At 43.1% G+C, this 12,491-nt stretch carries 12 protein-coding genes; 9 read left to right on the forward strand and 3 right to left on the reverse strand.

Features of this window, described 5'->3' with window-relative positions:
- Positions 1-6: 6 nt before the first annotated feature.
- From ACQ76V_RS02570 to greA, 3 genes are read right to left on the reverse strand one after another with little or no spacing between them, the layout of a single operon-like run.
- Positions 7-954 (reverse strand): UDP-glucuronic acid decarboxylase family protein, encoded by a 948-nt coding sequence (locus tag ACQ76V_RS02570; RefSeq protein ID WP_440998898.1) that lies wholly within the window; start codon positions 952-954, stop codon positions 7-9.
- Positions 944-2,278 (reverse strand): UDP-glucose dehydrogenase family protein, encoded by a 1,335-nt coding sequence (locus ACQ76V_RS02575; RefSeq protein ID WP_440998899.1) that lies wholly within the window; start codon positions 2,276-2,278, stop codon positions 944-946. Before ACQ76V_RS02575 ends, ACQ76V_RS02570 begins: the two co-directional genes overlap by 11 nt.
- A 4-nt stretch (positions 2,279-2,282) precedes the next feature.
- Positions 2,283-2,753: a transcription elongation factor GreA gene (gene greA, locus ACQ76V_RS02580; protein ID WP_440998900.1), complete on the reverse strand. Its 471-nt coding sequence runs from the start codon at positions 2,751-2,753 to the stop codon at positions 2,283-2,285.
- A 174-nt stretch (positions 2,754-2,927) separates the two neighbouring features.
- Between greA and ACQ76V_RS02585 the strand changes: the two genes are divergently transcribed.
- The 9 genes from ACQ76V_RS02585 to guaA all read left to right on the forward strand — a co-directional run bounded on the left by ACQ76V_RS02585 (position 2,928) and on the right by guaA (position 12,454).
- The gene (locus ACQ76V_RS02585; RefSeq protein ID WP_440998901.1) at positions 2,928-3,455 is read left to right on the forward strand and encodes an RNA methyltransferase; all 528 of its coding nucleotides are present in this window, start codon (positions 2,928-2,930) and stop codon (positions 3,453-3,455) included.
- Between the two features lie 238 nt (positions 3,456-3,693).
- Positions 3,694-3,963, forward strand: coding sequence for a hypothetical protein (locus tag ACQ76V_RS02590; protein WP_440998902.1), 270 nt, complete (start codon positions 3,694-3,696; stop codon positions 3,961-3,963).
- A gap of 398 nt (positions 3,964-4,361) precedes the next feature.
- Positions 4,362-6,392, forward strand: coding sequence for a methionine--tRNA ligase (gene metG, locus ACQ76V_RS02595; RefSeq protein ID WP_440998903.1), 2,031 nt, complete (start codon positions 4,362-4,364; stop codon positions 6,390-6,392).
- Between the two features lie 181 nt (positions 6,393-6,573).
- On the forward strand, positions 6,574-7,950 hold the full coding sequence (locus ACQ76V_RS02600) for a sodium-dependent transporter (protein WP_440998904.1): 1,377 nt from the start codon (positions 6,574-6,576) through the stop codon (positions 7,948-7,950).
- A gap of 64 nt (positions 7,951-8,014) precedes the next feature.
- Positions 8,015-8,590, forward strand: a complete 576-nt coding sequence (gene efp, locus ACQ76V_RS02605; protein ID WP_440998905.1) for an elongation factor P — start codon at positions 8,015-8,017, stop codon at positions 8,588-8,590.
- A gap of 9 nt (positions 8,591-8,599) precedes the next feature.
- Positions 8,600-9,097 (forward strand): acetyl-CoA carboxylase biotin carboxyl carrier protein, encoded by a 498-nt coding sequence (gene accB, locus ACQ76V_RS02610; RefSeq protein ID WP_440998906.1) that lies wholly within the window; start codon positions 8,600-8,602, stop codon positions 9,095-9,097.
- Between the two features lie 15 nt (positions 9,098-9,112).
- Positions 9,113-10,459, forward strand: a complete 1,347-nt coding sequence (gene accC, locus ACQ76V_RS02615; RefSeq protein WP_440998907.1) for an acetyl-CoA carboxylase biotin carboxylase subunit — start codon at positions 9,113-9,115, stop codon at positions 10,457-10,459.
- Between the two features lie 15 nt (positions 10,460-10,474).
- Positions 10,475-10,855, forward strand: coding sequence for a glycine cleavage system protein GcvH (gene gcvH, locus ACQ76V_RS02620; RefSeq protein WP_440998908.1), 381 nt, complete (start codon positions 10,475-10,477; stop codon positions 10,853-10,855).
- Positions 10,856-10,903: 48 nt separating this feature from the next.
- Entirely contained in the window at positions 10,904-12,454 is a 1,551-nt protein-coding gene (guaA, locus tag ACQ76V_RS02625; protein ID WP_440998909.1) for a glutamine-hydrolyzing GMP synthase, read from the forward strand.
- Positions 12,455-12,491: the final 37 nt, after the last annotated feature.

Here is a 12,491-nt window from a genome sequence, read left to right on the forward strand (position 1 = left end):
GATATATTAGGAATCCAGTACTTTTGCCTTAAAATACTCCAGCGCTACTGTTAACCCTTCCCTGCGATCATACGTCGGTTCCCAGTTAAGTATTTCTTTCGCAATAGTAATATCAGGCTGACGGATTTGAGGATCATCCTTAGGCAATTCTTCAAAAATAATTTCACTTTCAGATCCGGTGAGCTCAATAATTTCCTTGGCAAAATCAAGAATCGTAATTTCTTCGGGATTGCCAAGATTTACCGGCTCTACATAATCCGACTGCGAAAGTCGCCATACCCCTTCTATCAAGTCATCAACATACATAAAAGAACGTGTCTGTGAGCCATCCCCATAAACGGTTAGTGGATTACCGCGCAGTGCCTGCCGCATAAAAGTCGGAAGTGCGCGTCCGTCATGTAGACGCATTCGCGATCCATAGGTATTAAAAATGCGTACAATGCGGGTCTCAATGTTATGATAGCGATGATAAGCCATCGTCATCGCCTCAGCAAATCGTTTAGCTTCGTCATAAACTCCTCGGTGTCCGATAGGATTTACATTACCCCAATAGTCTTCTTTCTGGGGATGTGTAAGCGGATCACCATACACTTCACTGGTAGAAGCTAACAGAAATCGGGCATCTTTTTCTTTGGCTAAGCCAAGAGCCTTGTGAGTACCCAGTGATCCGACCTTAAGCGTCTGGATGGGCATCTCTAAATAATCAACAGGAGAAGCAGGGGAAGCAAAATGAAGAATTAAATCTAATTCACCTTTCACATGAATAAAATTAGTGACATCATGTTTGACAAATGTAAAGCCCTCAGTCCCGATTAGATGAGAAATATTTTCGGCACTGCCTGTGAGGAGGTTATCCATACAGATAACCTCATAGCCTTCTTCCAAATAACGATCGCATAAATGCGATCCAAGAAACCCGGCTCCCCCTGTAATTAGGACTCGTTTAGTTGACATTTATGGCCGGCCTCCCTACGCTGATGTATGTTATCCCTGCTTTTTCAGCTCTTTTGAGGTCATAGAGATTACGGCCGTCAAATATGACGGGATGCTTCATTTCTTCGGCAAAGTTATCGACCGTCGGGCGACGAAATTCGTTCCATTCGGTGCAGATCACCAGGGCGTCGATGTCGTCCAAGGCTGCTTTTTGGTTATGCACGAAGCTCGTGTTATCAAGCACTGCCTGGCTGGTCGCCTTCTTGAAGGTGCCAATTGCCTCGGGGTCGTAGGCCAGCAGTTTCGCTCCACGTTTTACTAACTCCTCAGCGATATACAGTGCGGGTGCTTCTCGAATATCATCTGTCTCGGGCTTAAAGGACAGCCCCCACAAGCCAAAGGTCATCCCGCTAAAGTCGTCGGTGTCGAAGTATTCTTCCATCTTACGGACAATAGAGACTTTTTGGGCATTATTGACCTGCATCACCGAGTCCACAATTTTAAAGTCGTAGCCATGTTGGCCGGCCGTATGGTGGATGGCCTGCACGTCTTTGGGAAAGCAGCTGCCCCCGTAGCCAATGCCGGCAAACAGAAAACGCTTGCCGATGCGCGAGTCGGTGCCAATGCCGCGGCGGATGTTATCCACGTTGGCCCCCACCTTTTCGCAAATATTTGCGATTTCGTTCATAAAGGTGATCTTGGTGGCCAGCATCGCGTTGGCCGCATATTTGGTGAGCTCGGCGCTGCGGCGGTCCATCACAATGATGGGGTTGCCCGAGCGGACAAATGGTTCGTAGAGTGTGGTCATAATATCGGCCGCTTGGTCGCTTCCAGTACCAATGACCACCCGCTCGGGATACTTAAAATCTTCCACGGCGGCTCCCTCCCGCAAAAACTCCGGGTTGGATACCACGTCAAACAGCTCGGGGTCGATGTGCTGGCCGATGATTGCTTCCACGCGGTCGCCGGTGCCCACAGGTACGGTCGATTTGTTGACTATAACGGTGTAGCTATCCACAATAGGTCCCAGCTGCTTGGCTACGGCCATCACGGCCGAAAGGTCCGCCTGTCCATCGCCGCCCGGCGGGGTAGGCAGACACAAAAAGACAATATCAGCTTGGGGGACCGCATCCCCGATATCGGTGGTAAATGTCAGGCGCCCCTCCCGCTGGCTGCGGGCAAAGATCGTCTCCAGGCCCGGCTCATAAATGGGGATCTGTCCGTCGCGAAGCCGGCCTACTTTGTCCTCATCAATATCTACACACGTTACGTTGTTGCCGGAATCGGCGAAGCAAGTCCCGCTGACCAGCCCCACATATCCCGTTCCTATGACTGCTATATTCATTTAGTTATCGCTCAATATTTTTAACTTCTAATTTTAGTTTTCCAGCAGGCACATCCACCTCGAACGTTTCTCCCACTTCTCTACCAAGAATAGCTTTTCCAATCGGAGATTCAACAGAAATTTTGTTCTTTTTAAAATTCGCCTCGTCCTTCGAAACAAGTGTATACTTGACCTCTTTATCTACATTGTGATTATAGATGGTTACCGTTGAAAGCAAATAAGCTTTATCGGTTTTAATATCCTCTTCATCAAGTATACGAGCATTCGCCAAGGCATTTTCAAGCTCGGCAATTCTTTTTTCGAGCATGCCCTGCGCTTCTTTGGCAGCATCATATTCCGCATTTTCACTCAAATCTCCCTTTGCCCGTGCTTCGGCAATTTCTTCGGCAATCTCTTGTCGCCCACGGGTTTTCAAATCTTTCAACTCTTCTTCAAGCTTTTCGTAACCTTCTCGTGATAGATAATTCTTATCCACGGTACTTTTTCTTTGGTTTAAATCCTCGTTTGTGCAAGCTTTCAAATAATAAATGCCAGCCATTAACGCTGACACTATTCTCGAAAGCGACTTAAAATACCATGATTTGCGCTCTGTTTCCAAATCTAAATTTTGTACCTTTTTACGAAATTTAGAACCTAAAATTGATTTATTTTGGAAAAGCTGAGTACGAAAAAAATTCTGCAGCAAAATCTAAAACGTACGACTCCGGGCCAAATAAACAAACTCAAAATATTACTTCATAATGTCCGAAGTATGCATAATGTGGGGGCCGCTTTTCGCAGTGCTGATGCCTTTGGTATTGATGAGATTTTAATCTCCGGATACACTCCAACTCCGCCCCGTCCGGAAATCGCTAAAACTGCTATAGGAGCACAGGAGCATGTAGACTGGCGACACGAAGAACATCCCCAAAAACATATCGAAAACCTTAAAGAAAATAACTATCGCCTGGTGGCACTCGAGCAAATGACAGACAGTATTTTACTACCTGAATATACCATACCTGAGCAACAGTCTATTTGCTTGGTTTTTGGAAACGAAGTTACGGGGATTGATGAAGATATTATCACTTTTATTGATGATTTTATAGAAATTCCCCAGTATGGCCACAAACATTCTCTTAATGTATCAGTTACTGTTGGTGTAGCGTTGTATGCTTTTTTGGTTAAGTATTGGTAAGGCAATTGATGTGCCTGTCGCTTCTTTATTTGTTTGAGTTATAAATATTGATTGTTATGAACAATAGCCCACGCCCAATCCCAACCTCAACTTATTCCCCAAAAACATATTCCAGTAGGTGATTTACGCCATGTAAAAAAATTTAAAATAAGTACTTCATGCTATTGCATTTACAATTTCCTTGTCGTAATCTTGCATCAATAATATCACTCCAGCACAATTTATTATTGAGGTCAATTTGAGCCAACCGAATAAAAAATTCAGAGATTATTATGCTACTGATAAATATCGAGGATTTTATAAGATAAGAGAACGTGTATTTAAGTTGTCAGGCAAAACTACGATGACATTCACCAATGGCGAGAAAGAAGTTTTTGCTTCTGGGTTGTTTAAAGAAGCTGCACTGACAAAAATATTCGACCAGATAGATAATATCATAGATGCAAAGGATTCTACGGAAGAAGAAACTGAAAAGGAAGACTTGCCGTATTTGCATAAATATCGATGAGAAATACCTGATGCCCCATTGCTACCAAATACGCTAAAGAAACGATCTGTTTATTTTTTTTAATTTGCTGTTCCACTATTTATGGATATCAACAAATCGCATAAGCGAATACAGAATGATGACCGATGAATTTAAATCCGAGACGGTATTGTATCCATTGACTCCCCATTTGCGAAAGATGCGTAAACCGATTTAAAAAGGATTCTTTGGGCTACTGAATCACAAAGTATTGAGGTAAAGTTCATAAAGAGATAAGATAGATTATTATATTTAAAATCGGTTTATAACAAAAGAATAAACTGAGGCGACAGATTACAATTTATCACAAAACCGTTTTTAATTTTATAGTCGATACTCTTATTTTCGAGCTTTGAAAATTAATCGCCAAAATTCAGTTCATGTCCAAACGAACACTTGTAACTTCTGCCCTTCCCTATGCCAACGGCCCCATACACTTGGGACATCTTGCCGGGGCTTATCTGCCCGCCGATCTTTATGTACGCTATAAGAGATTAACAAATGAGGATGTTATCCATATTTGCGGTTCTGACGAACACGGCGTACCCATTACTATTGCGGCCGAAAAAGAAGGGGTCAGCCCTCAGGACATCGTGGATAAATTCCACAAAGAAAACAAACAGATTTTCAAGGATTTCGGTATTCATTTTGATTACTATGGACGTACAAGTTCAGAAGTACATCACAAAACATCACAAGAGTTTTTTAGCAAGCTCTATAATGACGGTGTTTTTGTTCAAAAAACTGAAGAGCAGCTTTATGATCCCAAAGCAGCAATGTTCTTGCCGGATCGTTATGTAAAAGGCACGTGTCCCAATTGCGGATATGAAGAAGCCTATGGCGATCAATGTGAGAGTTGTGGCACGTCGCTCTCTCCTACCGAATTGAAGAATCCCAAAAGTGCCATTACCGGTGATACGCCCGAAACCAGAGAGACTACGCACTGGTATCTGCCACTGGGCGATTTTCAAGAGCGCCTTGAAAAATGGCTTGACACGCGCGAAAACTGGAAACCCAACGTAATGGGTCAAGTTAAAAGCTGGCTCAATGACGGGTTGGCCGATCGGGCTGTAACACGCGACCTGACTTGGGGCGTACCAGTTCCCCTTGATGATGCCAAAGGGAAGGTTTTGTATGTCTGGTTCGATGCTCCTATCGGCTATATTTCTGCAACCAAAGAGTGGGCAGCCGAGCAAGGCGATCCTGATAAATGGAAAACATATTGGCAGGATGAGGAGACCGACCTCATCCACTTTATTGGGAAAGACAATATTGTTTTTCACTGTATTATGTTTCCCGCAACGTTGATGGCACACGGCAACTACGTACTGCCTAAAAATGTACCGGCCAATGAATTTCTGAATTTAGAAGGCAAGAAACTTTCAACTTCGCGCGGTTGGGCTGTTTGGCTGGATGAATACTTGGAAGAATTCGATGCTGACTTGTTGCGCTATGTTCTGGGGACGACCCTGCCCGAAACTAAAGATTCCGATTTTTCCTGGGAGGATTTCCAGAATAAAGTAAACAGCGAACTGGCTGATGTGCTCGGTAATTTTGTATATCGTACTACATCCTTCATTGAAAATTATTTTGACGGGCATGTTCCTCAGTTAAACAACGCAACTGAGAAAGATCGCGAAACATTAGCTAAAATTGAGGAGCAAAAACAGAAGATCAGTCAGGCCTATGAACAGTTTAAGTTGCGCGAGGCCATAGCCGAAACGATGAATCTTGCACGTATCGGGAATAAGTATTTTACCGATATGGAGCCTTGGCACACGCGCAAGGAAGATCTTAAAACGTGTGGTAACACTTTGCATGTTTGCCTTCAGATTACAGCTGCTTTGAGCATTCTTTTTGATCCCATTCTGCCCGTTAAGATGGCTGAATTGCGTAATGAACTCAATATTGGCGATGAGATTAATTGGGATCATATCACTGAAACTATTCTGGATAGTGGGGCATCTATCAAGAAAGGGGCGATTTTGTTTGAGAAAATTGAAGATGAAGAAATCGAAAACCAATTAAATAAATTGAAAGAACGTACTGATGAAAAGGAACAAGAGACCACAGACTATGAACCTCTCAAAGAAAATATGGAATTCGATGACTTCATGAAGATGGATCTGCGGGCGGGCAAAATTATAGAAGCCTCAGCAATAGAAAATGCTAACAAACTTCTTAAAATAAAGGTAGATCTTGGCTTTGAAGAACGTATAATTGTTTCGGGTATCTCCAATGACTTTTCTGCCGATGAGATTGTAGGACAAAACGTCTGCGTAGTAGCCAATTTAGCACCCAAAAAATTGATGGGTGTCGAAAGCAACGGGATGATTTTAATGGCTGAAGAGGAAGACGGATCGCTTAAATTTGTTGGAACCGACGCCGAACCTGGCAGTGTTATTAAGTAGATTTATTCGAAAACGCGGTCTTTTGTTACTTAAAAAAATAGAATAAACACTACGCTGCGTTTTTACGGATTAACATTTTTCAAAAATTTGATTTGTAAGTAAGCTTCTTGCATTACATTTTACGGCGACTTTTTAATCAATGCTTGTGAACCAAAATTAAAGACATAAGGGGATCTGACTTTTGGCTGAAACTAATTCAACAACTCGGGGTAATTGGAATTCAAAACTGGGTTTTATTTTAGCAGCTGCCGGTTCTGCGGTTGGCTTAGGTAACATTTGGCGCTTCCCTACCGAGGTGGCCTCTAACGGTGGCGGAGCCTTTCTGCTTATCTACTTGTTATGCTGTTTTGCTATTGGTTTTCCGGTGATGGTGGCAGAATTAAGTATCGGCCGTAATACAGACCGTAACCCGGTTGGCGCTTTTAAAGCGTTAAGCTCCAATAAACTATACCCTCTTATTGGATTCTGGGGCATTATGTGCGGTGTGATGATTCTCTCTTTCTATATCGTCATTGCCGGATGGACTTTTAGCTATGTATTTGAGGAAATTCTTTTCTTTACCGGCTTTACCGAATGGTCTGCCTTATTTGCTGATGTTTCTCACGGTGTTAAAAATGCCATATTTTCGGTCATCTTCATGGGCGCTACCGTATCAATAATTCTGGGAGGAGTGAGCGACGGTATTGAACGGGCTACCAAGTTTTTGATGCCCGTGTTAATTGGAATTCTTCTTATAATGATTGGTTATGTAGCTTTTCAGCCTGGAGCTGGCGTAGGATTTGTGGAATACCTGAAACCTGATTTTTCAATGATCTCTGCGCCTTTAATTTTTAGTGCTATGGGACAGGCATTCTTCTCTCTTTCTCTGGGAATGGGCGCTTTAATCACCTACGGGTCATACCTGAGCAAAAAAGAGAATATCCCTGAAGCAGCAGCCTATGTGACGCTGGCGGATGTGGGTATTGCTTTTTTAGCCGGGCTACTTATTATGCCAGCTATGTATATGGCAGATTCTTTTGGTGTCGATATATTTGGGGAATCAGGAGAATTGCTGGCAAGCACCGACCTAATATTTCAAGTGCTTCCCGCTCTGTTTCATAGTCTAAGTTCAACTGCCGGAATTATTTTTGGTACCGGTTTCTTTTTGCTTTTGTCAATGGCGGCACTCACATCAACAATTTCCCTGCTTGAGGTTCCTACCTCTTATGTTATTGACGAATTCAATGTTAAGCGCAAAAAGGCGGCCTCTATTATTGGAGGAGGAATTTTAGTCATCTCCCTGATCATTTCATTCGATACATCCCTCATTGGATCTATAGACTTTATTTTTAGTACCGTTGGGTTACCTCTTGGTGGATTTCTAATCTGCTACTTCTTGGGCTATGTCTGGACTGTTGAAAATGCATTGGAAGAGTTAGAACATGGTTATGCCGGAATCCACAAGTCAATATTTAGGGTAGTTTGGCCCATATTCATCAAATTTATCGCCCCGTTGGCTATTTTATATAATCTGTTAGAGGCAGTCGGATTAATCACGTATATTCAAGAGCTATTTTAAGCTTGTTATCCTTTATGCCTCATGGTATTTTTGGGCACTAAATTCGAAGATCATTAAATAATTTATGGCAAAAGTTTCTACATCCAATTTTAGAACCGGAATGGTCATACAGCTTGATAATGAGCTTTATGAAATTATAGATTACCAACACGTAAAACCCGGTAAGGGTGGTGCCTTTTTGCGCACAAAATTAAAAGGGGTGGTAAATGAAAAGAATATTGAGAAGAAATTTCGCTCTGGCGAAGATGTAGAAGAAATTCGTGTGGAACATCAGCCCTATCAGTTCCTATATAAGGATGGGAACCTCTACTATTTTATGCATCAGGAAACCTATCGACAACTGCCTGTTTCAGAAGAAAATGTAAATAAGGCTGAATTTTTTGCCGAAGGACAAGTTGGAACGCTGGTTATTGATGTAGATAATGAAGAAGTCTTATATGCACAGCCACCTGATCACATTACAGCCAAAGTTGCAAAAACGCGCCCCGGCCTTAAAGGCGATACCGCAACGGGGGGTAGCAAGCCGGCAACATTGGAGTCCGGTGCCAAGGTGCAGGTTCCGCTTTTTATTAATGAAGGGGAAGAAATCAAGGTTGATACACGAACATCAGAATATATTGAACGCGTAACATCAAACTAATTTTATATCATGGATTTAAAAGAAATTGAAAATCTTCTGGATCTCATTGCTAAAAGTGAAGTCAATGAAGTATCTATAGAAGAAGGGGATTTCAAAATTAAGGTTAAAAAGAAACCTGATGTCAAAGAATCTTCGGCTCCTCAAATGCCGATGCAATATCAGGTTCCTGCCCAGCCACAGCAAGCACCACAACCGCAACAGGCTCCACAACAGCCGCAACAAACTTCTGGTGGTGAAACATCCGGAGACTCCGGCGGTGATAGTCAGCCATCTGGTGATGTTGTTACCTCTCCTATTGTTGGAACCTTTTATCGGGCTCCATCTCCCGACGATGATCCCTTCGTAAAGGTAGGCGATACCGTAGAAAAAGGTCAGACCTTATGTATCGTTGAAGCCATGAAAATTATGAATGAAATTGAATCTGAATACTCCGGAGAGGTCAAGAAGATTCTTGTCGAAGATGGCGAACCGGTAGAATACGATCAACCCTTATTTATCATCGGGTAAAAAGCATAAAAATTCATGTTTGACAAAATTCTTATCGCCAACAGAGGCGAAATTGCACTACGTATCATTCGTACATGTAAAGAAATGGGGATTCCCACGGTTGCAGTTTTTTCTACTGCTGATCGTGACAGTCTGCCTGTAAAATTTGCTGATGAGGCGGTGTGTATTGGCCCCCCGCCCAGCAAGGAAAGCTATCTTAAAATCCCTAATATCTTATCTGCTGCCGAAATAACCAACGCTGATGCCATTCATCCCGGCTATGGATTTTTATCCGAAAAAGCAGAGTTTTCCCGCATATGTGCCGAACATGATCTAAAATTTATTGGTCCGGCTCCTGAAAGTATTGATGCCATGGGGAATAAATCGATGGCTAAAGAAACCATGGAACACAGTGGAGTTCCAACGGTTCCCGGTAGCGATGGTGTAGTAGAAAGCTTAGAAGAGGCAAAAGAGATTTGCAACGAGATTGGATACCCATGCATTATTAAGGCTTCATCGGGTGGCGGCGGACGTGGCATGCGGGTCGTTCATGAGGAAGCAAACCTCAAGCAGGCTTACAGCATGTGTAAAAACGAGGCTGAAACAGCTTTTGATGATCCGGATGTTTATATCGAAAAATTAGTAGAGGATCCTCATCACGTGGAAATTCAGATTTTGGCTGATCAACATGGTAATGTGATCCACCTCGGAGAACGCGACTGTTCGCTCCAGCGGCGCCACCAAAAGATATTGGAAGAAGCTCCTTCTCCCCTTATGACGCCTGAACTGCGAAAGAAAATGGGCGATGCTGCTGTAGATGCCGCTAAAGCGGTCGATTATGAAGGCGCCGGAACGGTAGAGTTCTTGGTCGATAAAGACCACAACTTCTACTTTATGGAGATGAATACCCGAATCCAGGTTGAACACCCGGTGACTGAAGAGATTACTAATTATGATCTTGTTGCTGAGCAGATCAAGGCAGCGGCCGGCATAAAGATGGAGCAGAAAGAGCTAAAAATGCGTGGTCATGCTATTGAATGTCGAATTAATGCCGAGGACCCAGAGCATAACTTCCGTCCTTCAGCCGGAAAAATAGAAGTATTCCATACCCCGGGCGGACATAGCGTTCGGGTTGATACACATGCCTATGCAGGATATCGTATTCCACCGGACTACGATTCCATGATTGGCAAACTGATTGTAAGTGCTCCCACCCGCGAAGATGCTATAAAACGCATGAAACGTTCGCTTGAAGAGTTTATCATAGAAGGTGTTAAGACTACTATTCCCTATCACATACAATTGATGGAAGACGAAAATTTCAAAAAGGGAACCTTTAACACCAAGTACTTAGAAGAGTTTCAATTTAACCCTGACAACTGATTCAAATAATTTAATATGAGCTATCCCGCCGATTTAAAATACACCAAAGAACACGAATGGATTCGAGATAACGGTGACGGAACAGCTACCGTTGGAATTACCGAATTTGCCCAGAGCGAACTCGGAGATATCGTATTTGTTGAAATCGAACCCGAAGGTTTTACTTTTGATCAAGACGAAGTTTTTGGAACGGTTGAAGCTGTCAAAACAGTTTCTGAACTTTTTGCTCCTGTAGCTGGGGAAATTGTTGAAATTAATGATCAACTGGAGATGGAACCGGAGCTGGTAAACGATGACCCTTACGGTGATGGCTGGATGGTTAAAATATCAGTTGAAGATAAATCTCAACTCGATGAGTTGATGTCGCCCGACGAATATAAAGAAATTGTAGCCTAATTTATACTGGCACCCCTTCCGGGTGCCCTTTTTATTTAATTCTGTTTTATGCAACACCGCCCACAAAACTGGATACTCATCCTCGATTTTGGTTCGCAATACACTCAGCTTATAGCCCGACGTGTACGCGAACTGAACGTATACTGCGAAATCCATCCTTTTAATAAAGATCTGACCGCATTTTCTGATAACACCCCCAGTGGAGTTATCCTTTCCGGGGGGCCGAGCAGCGTTAATGACGAGAATGCTCCCGAATTAAATGAAGCGATATTTGATTGGGACGTCCCAATTTTAGGTATCTGCTACGGACTTCAGATATTGGCTCATAACGAAATACCCGGTAGTGTAGAAAAAGCAGATCGCCGTGAATTTGGACGCTCAGAGCTCATTGTTGATGATGGTTCTGATCTTTTAAAAGAAATCCCACAGGAATCTGTGGTATGGATGAGCCATGGGGATCATATTCAAGAGCTGCCTCCTCAGTACAACATCATTGCCCATACCGACAATGCTCGTGTAGCTGCAGTACGTCATACTGAAAAGCATATATATGGAGTTCAATTCCATCCCGAGGTCGTTCATACAGTGTATGGTAAACAGATTCTATCGAATTTTGTTTATTCAATTTGCCATTTAAAAGGTGATTGGACAGCACAGTCATTCATTGAATCTACGGTACAGGAAATACGCGAAAAAGTTGGAGATAGCCGGGTTATTTGTGGTTTAAGTGGCGGAGTAGACTCCACGGTAGTAGCTACACTCGTTCATGAAGCTATTGGCGATCAACTGCAATGTATCTTTGTAGATAACGGTGTGCTGCGTAAAAATGAATTCCAGGATGTGTTAGATATTTACGAAGACCAACTGCACCTGCCGGTCAAAGGCATTGATGCCAGTGACAAATTTCTGGAGCGACTTAAAGGAATAATTGATCCCGAAAAAAAACGAACGATCATCGGCGAAACATTTATTGAGGTGTTTGACGATGCGATTGCTCACGACAATTCGTACAAATATTTGGCGCAGGGTACGCTATATCCTGATGTGATTGAAAGTATCTCTTTCAAGGGCCCTTCAGCCACCATTAAATCACACCATAATGTAGGTGGTCTGCCTGATGAGATGAATCTCGATCTGATTGAGCCGGTTCGTGAACTTTTTAAAGATGAAGTCCGCAATGTGGGGCGCGAGCTCGGAATACCTGAACATTTCATTAAGCGCCATCCCTTCCCGGGCCCCGGCTTAGCAATCCGTATTATCTCTGATGTTGATCGCGAAAAACTTGATGTCTTGCGCGAAGCTGATGACATATTTATCAGTGAACTTCGAAATCAGGACCTTTATGATGAGGTCTGGCAAGCCCTTGCTGTACTCTTACCAGTCCAAAGTGTTGGCGTTATGGGTGATGAACGAACCTATGAGTTTACCATCGCTTTACGAGCGGTCACCAGCGTTGATGGTATGACAGCCGACTGGGCTCATCTGCCCCATCCTTTTTTGGCTCATGTATCAAACAGAATCATCAATGAAGTGCGCGGTATCAATCGGGTGGTTTATGATGTCAGCTCAAAACCACCCTCCACAATTGAGTGGGAATAGTTCAGAGAACAAAACAGCCAGTATTTCGTTAGTATAA

Origin of the sequence: Fodinibius sp. SL11, assembly GCF_052060035.1 — a bacterium.
Classification (GTDB): Bacteria; Bacteroidota; Rhodothermia; order Balneolales; family Balneolaceae; genus Fodinibius.